The organism is Neisseria canis (assembly GCF_900636765.1).
Classification (GTDB): Bacteria; Pseudomonadota; Gammaproteobacteria; order Burkholderiales; family Neisseriaceae; genus Neisseria; species Neisseria canis.
In genome coordinates, this window is the sequence record NZ_LR134313.1 from 1,794,030 (window position 1) to 1,812,091 (window position 18,062).

Consider the following 18,062-nt stretch of genomic DNA (forward strand, 5'->3'; position numbering starts at 1 on the left):
TTGCAGTTGGTTGGTAATAAATAATGCCTGTCTGAAACAATTCAGACAGGCATTATTTATTACTTCTCTAATTTCCAAATCAGCCGACTTTAGTGTTTCTTACTTTTGCCCTTGGCGCCAGTCGTTTTTTCAGGCATCAGAGATGAGTGGTGAGATGAAATCAACCATTTGTTGCCGTCCCATTTGTAAGTGAACGTATAACGGCCGGGGGCTGATGAACCGTCGGCAAATGTGAATGTATACAAGCCGTTGTCCTTGGCTATGTTACAGCCGATTCGGATATGGTTCATATCGATTTTACCAACCGGCTTTTTCTCTAAAAAGTGTTTGAAATAATCTTCTTTTTCAGCTTGTGTCAGGCGTGGTTTGTTGGAAAGGGTTGGTAGTAAAATACCGTCTTCGGCATAATTCTCTACCACTTTTTTAGGATCTCCTGTTTTTAACGAATTATTCCAACGGTCAAACAACGCTGCAATTTCTTCTTTGGTGGTTTGTTTGCAAGCATGCTCCGCTGCAGGGGCTTTTTTTTCAAAAACGGAGCAGGCCGACAATGCAGTAGATGCTATTAAAGTAGCTAACAGATATAATTTCATAATTATTCTCCTTTTGTAAAATGTTTTAATATTTTATTATATGAATTATATTAATTTAATAATTAAGAAGTATAAATTATGATTTTTTCCCTTGTTAATACTAAATGATTAGTGGAATAGAAAAGTAATTAAATATTTAGATGTATATTTGCTGAAGTAATCAACAGGCTTGATTTTTGTTATATTATTATGCTTTCAGACAGATAGAAAATAATTTTGCAGCTTGAGTTTTAATTCATTTTCTTCTATTTCTATATGAATCTGAGTAATTCAATACTGTAAAGATTTAAGTTCATCGGTCATGGTATGAGCTGTTTTAAAAATTAATAGGATATTTATGCAGACTTGGAAAGAAGCGATCGGCACAGAAAAAGAAGCGCCTTATTTCCGGCATATTTTGAATACGGTAAAGGCAGAAAGGCAGGCCGGGCAGATTATCTATCCGCCGGCAGGCGATGTGTTCAATGCGTTTAAAGCCACCGAATTCGACCGGGTAAAAGTGGTGATTTTGGGGCAAGACCCGTATCACGGCGCGGGGCAGGCGCACGGGCTGGCTTTTTCCGTGCGGCCTGAAGTGCATATTCCGCCTTCTTTGCAAAATATTTATAAAGAGCTGGCGGCCGATATCGAAGGCTTTCAGATGCCACGGCACGGTTATCTGCAAGGATGGGCGGAGCAGGGCGTGTTGCTGCTCAATACCGTGTTAACCGTGCGTGCAGGGCAGGCGCATTCTCATGCTTCGTTGGGTTGGGAGCAGTTTACCGATTGTGTGATTCACCGTTTGAACGATCAGCGCGAGCACCTTGTGTTTATGCTTTGGGGCAGTCATGCACAGAAAAAAGGCGCATTTATCGACCGCAACCGCCATTTGGTTTTGACAGCGCCCCATCCCTCACCCCTTTCCGCTCACCGCGGATTTTTGGGCTGCCGCCACTTTTCCCAAGCCAATGCCTATCTGAAAGCGCACGGCCAAACGCCCATAGAATGGCAGATTTAAGGTACAATTAAGCCCTTTCCATATCTTGTTTTCAGACAGGCATTATGTGAAGCAAATGCCTGTCTGAAAAAATAAAAGGCCACCGCAAAATGATGAACAAAGAACAATTTGCCGATAATCATTTTATCCGCACCATTATTGAAGACGATCTCAAAAGCGGCAAGCACACCGCCATCCAAACCCGTTTCCCGCCCGAGCCGAACGGCTATCTGCACATCGGCCACGCCAAATCCATCTGCCTGAACTTCGGTTTGGCCTATATTTACGACGGCCTGTGCAACCTGCGTTTCGACGACACCAACCCCGAAAAAGAAAATCAGGAATACGTTGATTCGATTAAAGAAGACGTGCAATGGTTAGGTTTCAAATGGGCGGGCGAACCGCGTTATGCTTCCGATTATTTCGACCAACTGTTTGATTACGCCGTCGGCCTGATTAAAGACGGCAAAGCCTATGTGGACGACTTAAGCGCCGAAGAAATGCGCGAATACCGCGGCACGCTCACCGAACCGGGCAAAAACAGCCCTTATCGAGACCGCAGCGTCGAAGAAAACCTCGATTTGTTCATGCGCATGAAAAACGGCGAATTCCCCGACGGCAGCAAAACCCTGCGTCTGAAAATCGACATGGCCGCGGGCAACGTAAACCTGCGCGATCCGGTGATTTACCGCATCCGCCGCGCGCATCACCACAACACCGGCGACAAGTGGTGCATCTACCCCATGTATGACTACACCCACGCCATTTCCGATGCCATCGAAAAAATCACCCATTCGCTGTGTACGCTCGAATTTGAAGCCCACCGCCCGCTGTATGATTGGGTGCTCGACAATATTCCGATCGACAACCACCCGCGCCAATACGAATTTTCCCGTTTGGAATTGCTGTATTCCATCACTTCCAAACGCAAACTGAACCAGTTGGTTTCAGACGGCCACGTTACAGGCTGGAACGACCCGCGTATGCCTACCATCTCCGGCATGCGCCGCCGCGGTTACACACCTGAAGGTTTGCGCCTGTTTGCCAAGCGCGTCGGCATTTCCAAATCTGAAAACGTAGTCGACATGAGCGTGCTCGAAGGTGCGGTTCGCGAAGAGCTGGAAAATTCCGCACCGCGTTTGATGGCTGTGTTAAACCCGATTAAGGTAACGCTCACCAATTTTGAAGCCGGCAAAACCCAAAGCCGCAGCGCGCCTTACCATCCGCACCACGAAGAAATGGGCGAGCGCGAAGTGCCCATCAGCCAAACCCTGTATATCGAAGCCGACGATTTTAGTGAGAATCCGCCAAAAGGCTGGCAGCGTTTGACTTTAGGCGGCGAAGTGCGCCTGCGTTACAGCTATGTGATTAAGTGCGACGAAGTGGTAAAAGACGAAAACGGCAACGTCATCGAACTCAAATGCAGCATCGACCATGATACGCTGGGTAAAAAACCCGAAGGCCGCAAAGTAAAAGGCGTGATACACTGGCTCTCCGCCGAGCATGCCGTGCCCGCGACAGTGCGCCTGTATGACCGCCTGTTTACCGAACCGCGCCCCGATGCCGTTCGCGGCGAAGACGGCGAATATCTGCCGTTTACTGATTTTCTCAACCCCGAATCCGTGAAGGAAATCACTGCTTACACCGAACCGGTGGTCAATATGCTGGAGCCGGAAAGCCGCTGGCAGTTTGAGCGTTTGGGTTATTTCGTGACCGACCGCTACGACCATACACAAGAAAAACCGGTATTTAACCGAACCGTGGCGTTGAAAGATACTTGGCAAGCCAAAGAAGCTTAAGCAGTTTGCCGTAAACAGATGCCTGTCTGAAAGCTTTTCAGACAGGCATTGCTGTTTATCGTTTTAACGCTTTTTCAACAATACTCCGCTTTCTATGTGGTGGGTAAACGGAAATTGGTCGAACAAGGCAAAGCGCACAGGTATATGGGTTTTGCATAGTTCGTTCAGGTTGTTGCGTAAAGTTTCGGGATTGCATGAGATATAAATCACATTATCAAATCGGGCAACCAGCTTCAGCGTTTCTTCATCCACTCCGGCGCGGGGCGGATCGATGAAAATCGTTGAGAAATCATAACGCTGCAAATGAATATTCTGCTCTTGCAGGCGCCGGAACGGGCGCGAACCGGTATAGGCTTCGGTAAACTCTTCCGCCGAGAGGCGGGCAATCGCAATATTGGCGGCTTTGTTGGCTCCGATATTCCATTGCGCCGCCTGCACGGATGTTTTAGATACCTCGGTGGCCAATACACGGCGGAACTGGTCGGCCAGAGGTAGGGTGAAATTGCCGTTACCGCAATAAAGTTCCAACAAATCGCCGCCCAGGTCGTTGGCAGCACTACATGCCCATTCCAACATGTGTTCACACACAAAAGCATTGGGCTGGGTAAAGCTGCCTTCGGTTTGGCGGTAAATAAAGGTTTTTCCGCCCACATTCAATTTTTCGGTAACAAAATCCTGCGATAACACGATTTTCTGGCCGCGGCTGCGCCCGATAATGAAAATGCCCAGTTTGTTTTGCAATACTTCTGCTGCGGCCTGCCACTGTTCGTCCAGCTTTTTGTGGTAAATCAGGCTGACCAGCATCTCGCCGCTTAATGTGGATAAAAATTCGCATTGGTACAAGCGGGTTTGCAATACGGCAGATTGTTTGATTTCCGTCAAGAGTACAGGCATTAATTCGTTGATGGTCGTGTATGCAGGCGGAAATTGTTCCAGTCGGATTAAAGATGCGGAAGAAGCTTTTTGTCCGCGTTCAAACATGGCATAGCAAATGTCATCGCCTTCATGCCAAATGCGGAATTCCGAACGCATACGGTAATGCCGCTCGGGCGAAGCATAGATTTCCAGCTCGGACATGGCCAGATTTTTAAACAAATCGCGCAAATAGGCGGATTTTTCAGCTAATTGCTGCTGGTAATCCTGATCGGGCATGATGGGTACTTCCTTAATAAAAAACTTTGATATTTTACCCGAATCTTAATTTTCCCGTTGTTCTATTATTCATTAAAACAAAGCTTTGCTTTTCAGACAGGCATTTATATTTTCTAAGACTTGCATTTTCTTACTAAAAATTATATAAATAATAATTGTTCTTAATAATATTAAAAATAAGGATTACAAAATGCATTTGAAAAAAACCGTGCAGTTGATTGCATTGGCTTTTGCTGCGCCAGTAGTGTATGCAAACGGACAAGCCGGGCAAAGCGTTGAAGTCAAAACCGTTACCGTAACCGCCGACCGCCACGCGCAGGCTTTGGATAAGGCTGCGCCGAATGTGGCGGTGGTTTCGCGCAAAGAGCTGGATAGTGCAGCGGCGGCCAATTTGGATGATGTGGTGCTGTACGAGCCGGGTGTGGACGTGCCTACCGACAACAGCCGCCGCGGTAATGCGGGGGTAAATATCCGCGGTATCGGCGGCAACCGCATTCTGATGATGGTGGACGGTATCCGCGTTCCCGAAGCCTATGCGGGCGGCGGCAGCAATGCGGCGGTTTCCGGCCGCGATTTGGTGGAAGCCGATACTTTGAAGCAGGTGGATATCGTGAAAGGCCCGTATTCCGCGCTGTACGGCAGTGATGCTTTGGGCGGCGTGGTCAATTTTTCCACTTATTCGCCCGCTGATTTTGTCGATGCCGAAAAACCGTTCCATTTCGGTTTGAAACACGGCTACCGCAGCCGCGACCGCAGCCACGGCGTAACGGCAACGGCGGCGGGCTACACGGAAAATGCGCAAGGTTTGCTGATGCTCACCCACCGCCAAGGTCATGAAAGCAAAAACCGCGGCGGTGTGGATACGCGCAACGGCCGCCGTACCAAGCCGAACCCGCAGGATTTCCGCAGCTACAACATTTTGGCCAAAGGCGATGCGGGCAATGAAACCCACCGTGTGGAAGCCTTGTTCGAGCATTTTTACCGCAAAAAAGAGACTGATTTGCTGAACACTTTGGGCACGGGTGCGCCGCGCGGCCCGCGGGTAACCACAACGACATCCAGTTCGTCGGACGACCGCGCCCGCCGCCAGCGTATCGAATTGGGCTACCGCTACCGCGGCGACTCCGCCTTGAAAGAAGCCAATATTTATGTTTACCGGCAAAGGCTGAAATCGGAAGACGATGCGGTTACTGATGAAACCGCCCGCATGGCTGGGCGCATCACTGAAGACGGCATCCGCTATTCCGATTACGGTTTCAACCAAACCACCCAAGGCATCAATACCCGCGGCGTGTTTGAAGCCGACACAGGCCGTCTGAAACACACTATTGTGGCAGGTGCGGAATTCAAGAAAACCGACACCGAACGCCCGCGCGAAAGCACCACAATAGGCCGCGACGGCCGCATCAGCCACATGTATGCCGGTGCGCTGTATCCCAACAAAACCTTCCCCGATTCGCGCCGCCGCACGGTCAGCGTTTATGCACAAGACAGCTTGGCGTTTCCCAACGGCATCGTGTTGACTCCGGCCTTGCGCTTCGAGCATGAAAAGCTCAAACCCAAAATCGATCAGGCTTATCTGAACAGCAAGCCCGACAGCCTGCCTAAAGACTTTAGCGACAGTTCGTTCACGCCCAGCCTGCGTTTGAGCGTGCCGTTCGGCGAAGCATTTACCGGCTTTGCCACTTATTCGCGCGGCTTCCGCACGCCGCCGTTCGATACCGCCACGATGTCGTTCAATAACAGCCAGCACGGCTATAAAGTGATTCCGAACAACAACTTGAAATCGGAACATTCCGACAGCGTCGAACTGGGTTTGAAATATAAAGACGAACGCACCAAAGCGCAGATCACCACGTTCTACAACCGTTACCGCGATTTCATCAACCGCACGCAGATCGGGGTTGAGTCGGGCGCAGGCGGCCGCCCGATTCAGGTACACAGATACGACAATCTGGACAAAGTAAAAACCTACGGCATCGAAGCCGCCGCTTCCGTGAAACTTAACGACAACTGGCAGGTCGGCACCGCCATCGCTTGGATGCGCGGCAAAGACGGTGAAGGCAAACCGCTGGACACCGCCTACCCACTCAACGGCGTGCTGGGAGTGGACTACGCGCAAGAAAAATGGGGTGCAGGCACCAAATTGCGCTGGGCAACGGCGCAGAAACGCACCAGCAACCCCGCCTTTTTCAAAGCACCCGGCTACGGCGTGTGGGATGCGGGCGTTTGGTACAAACCGCTTAAAAATCTGGAGCTTGGCCTGAATGTGTACAACATCTCCAACAAGAAATACTGGCAGCACGCCGACGTAGCGGGCGTGGAAGACCTCGGCACGATGGATACCTACACCCAGCCCGGCCGCAATGTTGCCGCTTCGTTGCAGTTGAAGTTTTAAGCACAATTTCAGACGGCCTCGGCTTGGGTTTCAGAAAGGCCGTCTGAAAAATACGGCCTTAGTGTTTAAGGAATAAGCATGGAACCTACTCTCGAACAAACCGCCGCCCAACTCCGTTGTCCGCATGGCGAGACGGGCAGGGCGTTCGGCCAAGCCATGAATTTGCGCAATCTTTCGCTGATTGTGAACGCGTTTTCCACGTTGGGTTTGAACGACGGCGACCGCGTTCTCGAATTGGGTTACGGCAACGGCGGCTTGCTCGGTTATGTGTTGTCACTGGCGGCACGGCTGCACTATACGGGTGTGGAAACTTCGGCTTTAATGCACGAAGAAGCGTTGGCATTCAACCAAGCCTTTATTAGCGCAGGGCTTGCCGATTACCGTCTTTATGACGGCTTAAAGCTGCCGTTTGCCGACCTTACGTTCGACAAAATCATCAGTATCAATACGCTTTATTTTTGGGAACGCCCGGCCGAGTTGATGCGGGAAATCTGCCGCGTGCTCAAAACCGGCGGGCGTTTGTGCCTGAGTTTTTGCGAGAAAAACTTTATGCAGACGCTGCCGTTTTGCGCTTACGGGTTCAGGCTTTACGAACCGCATGATGTCGTGGCGTTGACCCGCAGCCTGCCTTTACGCCTGTGCTTTCAGACGGCCAGACAAGATAAGGCGGTGGATAAAAGCGGCAATCTGACCGAGCGCATTTATATCGAAATGCTGTTTGAAAAAACGGCATAATGTCATCTTTTTCAGACAGGCGTTTTTGACGTGTGAGAGGCCGTCTGAAAAGCAGAAAGTCATAAAAGGAGCAGAACCGAATGAATCTTTGGGAGCAATACCAAGCTAACAAAGCTCGAAAACAGGGCATGTATTTCCCGCGCGAAGCCGCCGCCGATTTGGGCGTGAGCGAAGGCGCGCTGATGGCCGACGCGCCGGAAACGGTTTACCTCGGCGGCAAAAACCATGTGCGCGGTATCGTGCTGAAACTGCACACGCTGGGTTTGGTGCAGTGCATCGTGCGCAACAGCGTGTGCGTACACGAAAAGCAGGGCATTTATGAAAACGTGAGCATGTCGGAAACATCAGGCATCACCGTGAATGTAGGCGGCATCGACCTGCGGATTTTTCCGGCGCGCTGGCATCATGTGCTGGCCGTTACCAACCGCGACGGCGAAAAAGTGTCCCGTTCGATTCAGTTTTACGACGAATTCGGCGTATCCGTGCAAAAAGTCTTTATGCGTGAAGAAGGCAAAGAAGCCGAATGGCAGGCATTGCTTGATACCTTCCGCACCGAAGGCAAGCCGGCATTCCAAACCGGCGAACTGCCGCCCGCAACCGCCACGCCCGCGCTGCCGTCTGAAAAAGAAGCCGCGTTTCAAGAGCGTTGGAACGAGTTGAAAGACGTGCACCACTTCGGCGGCCTGTTGGAAACATTTGAAGTCGACCGCCAAACCGCCTACCGCCACGCCCCCGAAGGCGCAACCAAACTGCTGAACCACAGCGCATGGCAGCAAGTGCTCGAAGCCGCCCGCGACCGCGGCATCGACATCATGATTTTCGCCGGCAACCGCGGCCTCGTGCAGATTCAAACGGGCAAAGTGCACAACGTCGTGCGCGCACGCGGCTACCTTAACGTGCTCGACGGCAAAGAAGAAGGCTTCAGCATGCACTTGAAAGACGACGAAATCGTAGAAACTTGGGTGGTGCGCCGCCCGATTCGCGACGGCTTCGTTACCTGCGTGGAAGGTTTCGACAGCCGCCGCAAAACCGTGCTTCAGATTTTCGGCAAGCGCAAAGAAGGCGAACCCGAACTCGAAGCGTGGCGCGAAATTACCGATAAGCTGCTGGCAGGTTGATGCTCGGTAAAGTGTTCAGACAGGCATCGAGGCCGTCTGAACGAAAGTAGGGCGGGCATTCTTGCCTGCCGCCGCAAACCGTCGATAGAAAAAGCCATTGAAGCCGTTAAAAAAGAAAGCATGAAATCGTAACCAAATATTTCAGACGGCCTCTTTCAATACAGTCCGAGGCCGTCTGAAAAGTTTGATATTCCAAAAGGAAAAACACATGAAAAAAACCATTTTCGCCGCCGCCATATTGTGCGCCGCCCTGCAAACCGCTTACGCCCAACGCATCGTGGTGATGTCGCCCGACGTGGCCGATATCGTTGTGGCGTTGGGTGCGACCAACGAAATCGTCGGCCGCGACCAAACCGTTCAAAACCCCGCCTTGAAAAGCAAGCCCAGCATCGGCATCCACCGCCAATTAACCGTAGAGCCGATTATCGCCGCCAAACCCGACGTGGCCATCGGTTCGTGGATGGTGCAGCCGGCCACCATTTTCGCCAACCTGAAAAAAGCCGGTGTCAATGCCGTGAACGTTGCCCCCGACGACAGCATCGCCGCCTACCCGCAAAGCATCCGCGCCGTGGGCAAACTGATTAACAAAACCGTCCAAGCCGACGCATTGGCAGGCAAATGGCAGGCCGAGATGAAACAGCAGCCGCAAAACGGCAAACGCTACCTGTTCAGCTACGACGGCCGCATCGTCGCCGGTAAAAACACCGCCGCCGACGAAATCATCAAACGCGCAGGCGGCATCAACGCGGCAGGCAACCTCGACGGCATGAAACCGCTTAACCGCGAAGCATGGATTGCTGCCAAGCCCGACGTGATCATCATCGCCGACCATCACGAAAAACTGATCGGCGGAGTCAAACAATTCGCCGCCCGCCCTGAAGTCGCCGGCAGCAACGCCGCCAAAAACGGCAAGATTTATTTGTGGCAGGCCAACGATATGTTCCGCTACGGTTTGGATACGCCGGAGATTGTGAAGAAGTTGAACGGGTTGGCGAAATAGAATGGCCGGCTTTCAGACAGGAGTAATCAATTATAGAGCGTCTGTAATGATATGCCTGTCTGAAAGTATTGGTTATGGCTCCAAGAAATGTTTTAGCGGAGGCAGAATTTGAGGCAACTGCCTGAATCCGTCTTGTGCTAGAAAATGTCCGCCTTTGGGTACGCTGATGACTTTGCTGTGCAGTTGTTCTGCCAATTTCAAGCTTTCTTCAGGATCGACTATAAAATCGTTTTTGCTGATGATGCTGTAAATTTGGGGAGACATGGCGCGTATGGCAGCCGAATCAAGATTGGCTGAGTCTATATAAGCGTCTACATTAAAACCATTTATAGTAGAAAGCTTAGTTAAGCGGCGACAGAAACCCGACACTAAAATCAGTCCGCCTATGGACATGGGTTTATGTTTGGAAAGGTAATGCAATAGGCTGATAGTGCCTAAACTGTGTGCAATAAAAATATCATTTTTTTGTGGTTTGCCTATATGTTCGGCCAGCGTAGTTTGCCAGAGGTCGAAATCGGGCTGATGACTTTTGGGCAGTTTGACGGCATCGACGGCAATATTTTGATTTTCCAATATGGCTTTCAGCCAGGGAAACCAATGATCGTCCGGTGTCGCGCCATAGCCATGAATAATATAAACTTTTTTAACATTATCTGATGCTTTGAAGAAAAGCGAACCGGTGCAAGCGGTTAATAAAACAGTAGCGCTGCTTAAGCAAAAATTTCGTCGATTCATAATCCCTTCCTTATGATTTAGGTGTATTTAGTCTAGAACGTGACATAATGTCAGGGTCAACTGTTTTTTAGGAAGAAATATGAAAATCGGTGAATTGGCTCGGGCCTGCAAAACCAGTATCCGCATGATACGTTTCTATGAAAAACTAAACTTGGTTTCTCCTCAAAGAAATAGTAGTGGGTATCGCATTTATAAAGCACAAGATATTGACTTTATAAAAAAAGTAATGATTCTAAACCGTGCCGGTTTACCTTTGAAAGATATTGCGCTGCTGCGGGATTGTTTGAATGACGAACCTCAGGATTTCTGTACCGTTTTGCGTGGAAAATTGGAAGATAAACGTGCGGATATCGACCGGCAGATTGATTCCTTGAATGAATCAAAAGCTTTGCTTGATAAATTATTGGTACGTTAATTTGTTGGGTTTATCTACGAAGATATGCCTGTCTGAAATGAATATCATAAATGAAACCTATTCCATTAATTCTCTGCCTCATCTTTACCGCCGCGCTTGTTTGGTTCTGCGCCGGTATCGGTTTCGGCGAGTGGCAGCCGCCGCATCATATGGACGAAACCGTGCAAAGCATACGTCTGCCGCGTGTTGCCACCGCTCTGTTGGTCGGTGCGGCTTTGGCGGCGGCAGGAGCGGCGTTGCAGGCTTTGTTTGAAAACCCGCTGGCCGATCCGAGCCTGATCGGCACTTCCAGCGGCGCGGCATTGGGGGTGATTATCGTGCTGGCGTTCGGCGTGGGGGCAATCGGCGTGCCGCTGGCCGCTTTTGCCGGAGCGTTGGCGGTGTGTCTGCTGATTCTCGCCATACACCGTTTGTTTGGCGGCGGTACGCTGGGGCTATTGGTGCTGGGCTTCGTGTTGAGCGCCTTCTCGGCGGCCATCGTGAGTCTGATTCTGTTTTTATCCGACGACATGGTATTGCGCAGCGCGACCATTTGGTTATCGGGCAGTTTGGCTGAAGCAGGATTTACTTCACCGTTGTATGCTGCGCTGGTGATGGCAGTCGGGTTGGTGCTGCTGTTTTGGGCGGGCAAGCGGCTGGATTGCCTGATGCTGGGCGAAGACACGGCGGTCAGCATGGGGATTTCGGTTAATGCGACGCGGGTACAAACCGTAGTCGGCGCGGCTTTGCTCACCGGCGCGGCGGTTTCGTTGTCGGGCGTTATCGGCTTTCTCGGCATGATGGTGCCGAACGTGCTGGCGCAAGCCGTCGGAGGGCGGCGCAGCAAATTGATTCTGCTTTCGGCATGGCTGGGGGCGGTGTTTTTGCTGGCGGTGGACAGCGCGGCACGCTGGATAACCTATCCGGTCGACGTGCCGGTCGGTATCATCATCGCTTTGCTGGGCGGGCCGTTTTTTATGTGGTTGTTTGTCAAACCGATGCGGAAAGGATAAATTATGGAAAACATTTCTTTCCGAATCAGTTGTTTAAATGTGGAAGCTAAAGGAAAAACCATTCTTTCGGTGGAAGAATTATCGCTGCCGAACGATTGCTGCACCGCCATCATCGGCCCCAACGGGGCGGGCAAATCTACCTTGCTGAAAGCCTTGATACGGCAAGCGGGAAAAGGCAATGTAAGCCTGTTCGGTGCCGATGTCGCTCCGCAGCTCAAGCAGGGCAAAGTGGCTTGGGTCGGCCAGCACGGGCAATACCAGATGCCGCTTACCGTGCGCGAATACATCGAGCTGGGTCGTTATCCGCATACTTTCCGCACTAATAAAGACCGCGAGCAAACCCAACGGCAAGCCGATGAATTATTGGATTATTTCGACCTTTCCGGCTTGGCGGAGAAACGCATCGGCACGCTTTCCGGCGGCGAACAGCAACGCGCCAACATCATCCGCGCACTGCTGCAAAACGCCCCGATACTGCTGCTCGACGAACCGTGCAACCATCTCGATATCCGCCACCAGCACCGTTTGATGCAATACTTAACCACACACGGCAAACATTTCAGCACGGTGATGGTGCTGCACGATTTGAACCTTGCCGCCCGTTACGCCCGCCACATTATTTTAATGAACAAAGGCAAAATCGTTTCCACCGGCAGCGTGAACGAGGTGATGCAGTCCGAACGGCTGCAAGCCGTTTACGGTTGGGAAATCCACCGGATTCAAGACGGGCAGGGCGTGTATTTCAGAATTTGAAACCATAGCTTTACCGGTAAACACAATGCCTGTCTGAAAAATATTCAGACAGGCATTTTATTTGTATAGTGAATCCGTTATAGAGCGTCCAAAACCGCATTGCCCATTTCCGTACAAGAAACGAGTTTGCAGCCTTCTTCAAAAATATCGCCGGTGCGGAAGCCTTGCTCCAGCACTTTTTGTACAGCAGCTTCCACTTGCGTCGCACGAGCCTCATCGTTCAGGCTGTAACGCAACAGCATGGCTAAAGAAAGAATGGTTGCGAGCGGATTGGCTTTATCTTGACCTGCAATATCGGGGGCGGAACCGTGCGAAGGTTCGTACAAACCTTTGCCGGTTTCGTTTAAAGATGCAGACGGCAGCATACCGATAGAGCCGGTCAGCATTGATGCCTGATCGCTCAGAATGTCGCCGAAAATATTGCCGGTGGCGATCACGTCAAACTGCTTCGGCGCGCGCACAAGCTGCATGGCGGCGTTGTCGACATACATATGCGAAAGCGCGACATCGGGATAATCTTTTGCCGTTTCGGTGAAGATTTCTTTCCACAATTCAGTGGTTTCCAGCACGTTGGCTTTATCGACCGAGCACAATTTTTTATTGCGTTTTTGTGCGGCTTCAAACGACACTTTGGCGATGCGGCGGATTTCGCTTTCGCTGTATTTCATAGTGTTGAAGCCTTCGCGCTCGCCGTTTTCCAGCGTGCGGATGCCGCGCGGTTCGCCGAAATAAATATCGCCGGTAAGTTCGCGCACAATCAGAATATCCAAGCCGGAAACCACTTCGGGTTTGAGTGTGGAAGCGTTGGCCAATTCTTTATACAGGATGGCCGGGCGCAAGTTGGCAAACAGGTTTAAATCTTTGCGGATGGCCAGCAAACCGCGTTCGGGGCGGAGCGGTCGGTCGAGGTTGTCGTATTGCGGGCAGCCGACGGCACCGAGCAGTACGGCATCGGCTTCGCGGCAGAGTTTTTGAGTGAATTCGGGATAAGGATGGCCGTATTCGTCGTAAGCGGCGCCACCAAGCGGGGCGTATTGATATTGGACATCGAGGCCGTCTGAAATCAACTTGTCTAACACGCGCACGGCCTGCGCGGTAATTTCGGGGCCGATACCGTCACCGGGAAGGATGGCAATTTGTTTGGTCATGATTATTTTTCCTTTGTTAATGAAATGTAATGATATTATAGTCAATCAACACATTTTTCATATAAGGCAGCAAGCCGAAGACAGTACAGATAGTAAGGCAAGGCACAGCAACGCCGTAGTAAAAGTTAAGTTGATTGACTATGGAGCAGATTTGAGTCCTTGTATGATGAGCGTATGATTTTTGGGAGTTTATTTGTTATATAAGGCCTGTCTGAAAGCTTTTCAGACAGGCCTTTGAACAGCATCGGATCAAGCATTAAACAACCACGGTTGTGCTTGTTTGCGCTGCGCTTCAAATGCTTTAATCTCATCTGCGTGTTGCAGGGTAAGGCCGATTTCGTCCAAGCCGTTGAGCAGGCAGTGTTTGCGGTGTTCGGTAATGTCGAAGCCGAAAGATTCTCCGCTTGGTGTGGTAACGGTTTGTTTTTCCAAATCGATTGAAAGCCGGTAGCCTTCTGTGGCTTCGGTTTCCTGAAACAGTTTATCCACAATTTCTTCGCTCAATACAATCGGCAGCAGGCCGTTTTTGTAGCAGTTGTTGAAGAAAATATCGGCAAAAGAGGGGGCGATAACGGCTCGGAAACCGTAATCGTCCAAAGCCCACGGGGCGTGTTCGCGTGATGAACCGCAGCCGAAGTTTTTGCGGGTAAGCAGGATTTGCGCGCCTTGGTAACGCGGCCGGTTGAGTGAAAATTCGGGATTTAGCGGGCGCTTGCTGTTGTCCATGCCCGGTTCGCCGTGGTCGAGATAGCGCCACTCATCGAAACAGTTGGGCCCGAAGCCTGAGCGTTTGATGGATTTTAGAAATTGTTTGGGAATGATGGCATCGGTATCGACATTGGCGCGGTCAAGCGGTGCGACCAGAGCGGTGATTTGTGTAAATGCTTTCATTGTATGTACTTTCGTTGGGAAATACCCCCGCCGCTATGATAGGGCGGGGGCAAGGCTGTTTAATGAGTATGTTGGTCGGCAGACTGCTCAAGTTTGTCGCCTGCTTTCGATACGTCTTTACCGAAGCCGGATACGGTGTTGCAGGCAGAGAGCATGGTCATTGTAGTTAAAGCGATCAATACTAATTTTTTCATGGTGTAATCTCCTAATTTTTGAAAGTACAGACAATATCTATTGCTGTATTTACTATAATGCCAAAGATTGCCGGAAAATACAAATTGTCATAAGTAAACTGCATATCCGGCCGATGCCTGTCTGAAAACTTTTTTCAGACAGGCATTCCGTTTACAAGTTGCGCACATCGGTAAAGTGTCCGGCCACAGCCGCCGCTGCCGCCATAGCAGGGCTTACCAAATGAGTGCGCCCGCCGTTACCTTGACGGCCTTCGAAATTACGGTTGGAAGTGGAGGCACAACGTTCCTGAGGCTCGAGGCGGTCGGCATTCATGGCCAAACACATTGAGCAGCCGGGTTCGCGCCATTCGAAGCCTGCTTCGGTGAAAATTTTGTCCAAACCTTCTCTTTCGGCTTGCTCTTTAACCAAACCCGAGCCGGGCACCACCAAAACGCGCTTCACGTTATCGGCTTTCAAGCGGCCTTTGGCTACGGCGGCGGCTTCGCGCAAATCTTCGATGCGGCTGTTGGTGCAGGAGCCGATAAATACCACGTCCACAGGAATCTGGTTCAGCGGCGTGTCGGCGGTTAAGCCCATGTATTCGAGGGCGCGTTCCATGCCGCTACGTTTTACGGGGTCGGATTCCTGCGCCGGATTCGGCACTTTGCCGTTGATGTCCAATACCATTTCGGGGGATGTGCCCCACGTTACCTGCGGTTCGATATCGGCGGCATCAAACTCGAATACGCTGTCGAATGGCGCGCCTTCGTCGGAAACCAATGTTTTCCAGTAAGCAACGGCTTGTTCCCATGCTTCGCCTTTGGGAGCGAAAGGTTTGTTTTTTACATATTCGATGGTGGTATCGTCCACCGCTACGATGCCCGAACGCGCGCCGGCTTCAATCGCCATATTGCACAAGGTCATGCGGCCTTCCATGCTGAGCGAGCGGATGGCTTCGCCGCCGAATTCGATCGCATAGCCGGTGCCGCCTGCAGTGCCGATTTGGCCGATGATATACAAAGCTACGTCTTTGGCGGTTACGCCCGGTTTCAGACGGCCGTTCACCTTAATCAGCATGGATTTGGACTTTTTGGCCGTAATACATTGGGTGGCCATCACATGTTCGACTTCGGAAGTGCCGATACCGTGTGCCAATGCGCCGAACGCGCCGTGGGTGGAAGTGTGCGAATCGCCGCAAACCACGGTCATGCCGGGCAGGGTAGCGCCTTGCTCCGGCCCCATTACATGCACGATGCCTTGGCCTTTGTCTTTGAACGGAAAATAAGCCAGCGCGCCGAATTCTTTGATATTGCCGTCTAAAGTGTCGACTTGCAGCTTGGAAATCGGGTCTTGGATGCCTTTGTCCCAATTGTCGGTAGGCGTATTGTGGTCAGCGGTGGAAACCACGCTGTCGACGCGCCACAGTTTGCGTCCGGCCATTTTCAAGCCTTCAAAGGCTTGCGGGCTGGTTACTTCGTGAACCAGATGGCGGTCGATATAGAGTAGAACCGTGCCGTCTTCTTCTTGGCGGACGATATGGCTGTTCCAGAGTTTGTCGTAGAGGGTTTGTGGATTCATGATTTGTGTTTTTCTAACGTTAGAGGGGTTGGCAGATGATTGGTATATTAGGCTGTTAATGATTAAATGGCAAGCAAAAATGTCTAAAAATTTTATTTTTTATAAAATCGTTTGGAATTTTATTTAAATTTTAGACTTTTTGTCTATTTTTAATGTTGGTTTTTGTTAATTTATCCCTGTGCGCCCACTTGTTTTTTTAATAAAAAACCCCGTATTATGCTGCTTATCGGAATTTTTCTGGAAGCATACATCATGAATTTAGCTGAGATGGCACCTGATTACTTGCCGCAACTTCAGGAATTTGAAAAGAAAATCTTATCAAACCAAACCAAAATCGAAGCCTGGTTCCGTTCGCAATGGGGCAAAAACAAACCGCCTTTTTACGGCTCGGTAGATATCCGCAATGCCGGTTATAAAATGGCCTCTATTGATATGAATCTGTTTCCGGGAGGTTTCAATAACCTAAATACGAATTTCATCCCTTTGGCCGCTATGGCGGCGCAGGATGCGGTTGAGCGTGCTTGTGAAACGGCGCGCTCGGTGTTGATTGTTCCTGAAAACCACACGCGTAATACTTTTTATCTGCAAAATGTCTATGCGTTGAGCAATATTTTGCGCAGTGCGGGTTATGAAGTGCGTTTGGGCAGCCTGAACCCTGAAATCACAGAGGCAACTGAATTGGAAACGGCTTTGGGCGACAAGGTATTGCTTGAGCCTTTAATGCGTACGCGCGGACGAGTACATTTGGCAGACGGTTTTTCCCCGTGCCTGATTTTGTTGAATAATGACTTGTCGGCGGGCGTTCCCGATATTTTGCAGGATATCAGCCAAACCGTATTGCCGCCTTTGCACGGTGGTTGGACCAACCGTCGGAAAACCACGCATTTTGAGGCTTACAACCGTGTTGCGGCAGAATTTGCCGAGCTGATCGGCATTGATGAATGGCAGATTAATCCTTACTTCGAGCAAGTGAGCGGTTTGGATTTTCAGGAGCGCGAGGGCGAAGATATGCTGGCAGATGCGGTGGAACGCATGTTGGCTAAAATTCAGGCGAAGTATGATGAAAAAGGCATTAAAGACACGCCTTTTGTGATTGTAAAAGCTGATGCAGGCACTTACGGCATGGGGGTGATGAGTGTGAAATCGGCAGAAGAAGTGCGCAGCCTCAACCGCAAAAACCGCAATAAGATGGCCACGGTAAAAGAAGGCTTGGCAGTTAGCGAAGTGATTGTGCAAGAAGGGATTTATACTTATGAAACCCTGAACGGTGCGGTATCGGAGCCGGTGGTGTATATGATGGACCGATTTGTGATCGGCGGTTTTTACCGTGTGCACGAAGGGCGCAGCGCCGATGAAAACCTGAATGCAAGCGGTATGCTGTTTGTGCCGCTGGAGCAGAGTATTCCGGTGGCAGAATCGGAAGAAGGCGGCCCGGCATCGCGCTGCAAACGGGTGTTCGAGCAATGGAGCTCTTTGGGGGTGCCGCAAACCAACCATGCCAACCCTGATTGCGAGTGCAACCGCCTGTATGTATATGGCGTGATGGCACGCCTGTCGCTGCTGGCTGCTTCGTTGGAATTGGCAGCAACGGCAAAATAAGCCTGC

The 18,062-nt window shown here is 50.7% G+C and carries 17 protein-coding genes; 10 read left to right on the top strand and 7 right to left on the bottom strand.

The window, feature by feature from the left end:
* Positions 1 to 89 precede the first annotated feature (89 nt).
* The gene (locus EL143_RS08460; RefSeq protein WP_085417284.1) at positions 90 to 593 is read right to left on the bottom strand and encodes an SgcJ/EcaC family oxidoreductase; all 504 of its coding nucleotides are present in this window, start codon (positions 591 to 593) and stop codon (positions 90 to 92) included.
* A gap of 337 nt (positions 594 to 930) precedes the next feature.
* Here EL143_RS08460 and ung point away from each other — a divergent pair, with 337 nt between their 5' ends.
* Together ung and EL143_RS08470 are read left to right on the top strand one after the other, a co-directional pair.
* Positions 931 to 1,590 carry a uracil-DNA glycosylase gene (gene ung, locus EL143_RS08465; protein WP_085417031.1) on the top strand — a complete coding sequence of 220 codons (660 nt, stop codon included), beginning with the start codon at positions 931 to 933 and terminating at the stop codon, positions 1,588 to 1,590.
* A gap of 89 nt (positions 1,591 to 1,679) precedes the next feature.
* The gene (locus tag EL143_RS08470; protein WP_085417032.1) at positions 1,680 to 3,368 is read left to right on the top strand and encodes a glutamine--tRNA ligase/YqeY domain fusion protein; all 1,689 of its coding nucleotides are present in this window, start codon (positions 1,680 to 1,682) and stop codon (positions 3,366 to 3,368) included.
* Positions 3,369 to 3,431: 63 nt separating this feature from the next.
* Here EL143_RS08470 and trmA read toward each other — a convergent pair whose 3' ends face one another.
* Positions 3,432 to 4,520: a tRNA (uridine(54)-C5)-methyltransferase TrmA gene (trmA, locus tag EL143_RS08475; RefSeq protein WP_085417033.1), complete on the bottom strand. Its 1,089-nt coding sequence runs from the start codon at positions 4,518 to 4,520 to the stop codon at positions 3,432 to 3,434.
* Positions 4,521 to 4,710: 190 nt separating this feature from the next.
* Between trmA and EL143_RS08480 the strand changes: the two genes are divergently transcribed.
* The 4 genes from EL143_RS08480 to EL143_RS08495 all read left to right on the top strand — a co-directional run bounded on the left by EL143_RS08480 (position 4,711) and on the right by EL143_RS08495 (position 9,771).
* A complete protein-coding gene (locus EL143_RS08480) occupies positions 4,711 to 6,918 on the top strand; it encodes a TonB-dependent hemoglobin/transferrin/lactoferrin family receptor (protein WP_126326706.1) in 2,208 nt (735 codons plus the stop codon).
* A 78-nt stretch (positions 6,919 to 6,996) separates the two neighbouring features.
* The gene (locus EL143_RS08485; protein WP_085417035.1) at positions 6,997 to 7,653 is read left to right on the top strand and encodes a class I SAM-dependent methyltransferase; all 657 of its coding nucleotides are present in this window, start codon (positions 6,997 to 6,999) and stop codon (positions 7,651 to 7,653) included.
* Positions 7,654 to 7,733: 80 nt separating this feature from the next.
* Positions 7,734 to 8,771, top strand: a complete 1,038-nt coding sequence (locus tag EL143_RS08490; RefSeq protein WP_085417036.1) for a ChuX/HutX family heme-like substrate-binding protein — start codon at positions 7,734 to 7,736, stop codon at positions 8,769 to 8,771.
* A gap of 208 nt (positions 8,772 to 8,979) precedes the next feature.
* Complete coding sequence (locus EL143_RS08495; RefSeq protein ID WP_085417037.1) at positions 8,980 to 9,771, top strand: heme/hemin ABC transporter substrate-binding protein; 792 nt, start codon at positions 8,980 to 8,982, stop codon at positions 9,769 to 9,771.
* 72 nt (positions 9,772 to 9,843) lie between these two features.
* Here EL143_RS08495 and EL143_RS08500 read toward each other — a convergent pair whose 3' ends face one another.
* The gene (locus tag EL143_RS08500; protein ID WP_085417038.1) at positions 9,844 to 10,506 is read right to left on the bottom strand and encodes an RBBP9/YdeN family alpha/beta hydrolase; all 663 of its coding nucleotides are present in this window, start codon (positions 10,504 to 10,506) and stop codon (positions 9,844 to 9,846) included.
* 79 nt (positions 10,507 to 10,585) lie between these two features.
* On the opposite strand from EL143_RS08500, the gene EL143_RS08505 reads away from it, so the two are divergent.
* The 3 genes from EL143_RS08505 to EL143_RS08515 are packed head-to-tail and all read left to right on the top strand — an operon-like array spanning position 10,586 to position 12,666.
* A complete protein-coding gene (locus tag EL143_RS08505; protein ID WP_085417039.1) occupies positions 10,586 to 10,921 on the top strand; it encodes a MerR family DNA-binding transcriptional regulator in 336 nt (111 codons plus the stop codon).
* 50 nt (positions 10,922 to 10,971) lie between these two features.
* Entirely contained in the window at positions 10,972 to 11,913 is a 942-nt protein-coding gene (locus EL143_RS08510; RefSeq protein ID WP_085417040.1) for a FecCD family ABC transporter permease, read from the top strand.
* Between the two features lie 3 nt (positions 11,914 to 11,916).
* Positions 11,917 to 12,666 carry an ABC transporter ATP-binding protein gene (locus EL143_RS08515; RefSeq protein ID WP_085417041.1) on the top strand — a complete coding sequence of 250 codons (750 nt, stop codon included), beginning with the start codon at positions 11,917 to 11,919 and terminating at the stop codon, positions 12,664 to 12,666.
* A gap of 77 nt (positions 12,667 to 12,743) precedes the next feature.
* On the opposite strand, the gene leuB is transcribed toward EL143_RS08515, so the two are convergent.
* From leuB to leuC, 4 genes are all read right to left on the bottom strand, one after another.
* Positions 12,744 to 13,814 carry a 3-isopropylmalate dehydrogenase gene (gene leuB / locus EL143_RS08520; protein ID WP_085417042.1) on the bottom strand — a complete coding sequence of 357 codons (1,071 nt, stop codon included), beginning with the start codon at positions 13,812 to 13,814 and terminating at the stop codon, positions 12,744 to 12,746.
* Between the two features lie 249 nt (positions 13,815 to 14,063).
* Positions 14,064 to 14,705, bottom strand: coding sequence for a 3-isopropylmalate dehydratase small subunit (gene leuD, locus EL143_RS08525; protein ID WP_085417044.1), 642 nt, complete (start codon positions 14,703 to 14,705; stop codon positions 14,064 to 14,066).
* A 59-nt stretch (positions 14,706 to 14,764) separates the two neighbouring features.
* Positions 14,765 to 14,899 (bottom strand): entericidin A/B family lipoprotein, encoded by a 135-nt coding sequence (locus EL143_RS08530; protein WP_085417045.1) that lies wholly within the window; start codon positions 14,897 to 14,899, stop codon positions 14,765 to 14,767.
* 151 nt (positions 14,900 to 15,050) lie between these two features.
* Complete coding sequence (leuC, locus tag EL143_RS08535; protein ID WP_085417046.1) at positions 15,051 to 16,457, bottom strand: 3-isopropylmalate dehydratase large subunit; 1,407 nt, start codon at positions 16,455 to 16,457, stop codon at positions 15,051 to 15,053.
* Positions 16,458 to 16,709: 252 nt separating this feature from the next.
* Here leuC and gshA point away from each other — a divergent pair, with 252 nt between their 5' ends.
* Positions 16,710 to 18,056: a glutamate--cysteine ligase gene (gene gshA / locus EL143_RS08540; protein ID WP_085417068.1), complete on the top strand. Its 1,347-nt coding sequence runs from the start codon at positions 16,710 to 16,712 to the stop codon at positions 18,054 to 18,056.
* Positions 18,057 to 18,062 lie beyond the last annotated feature (6 nt).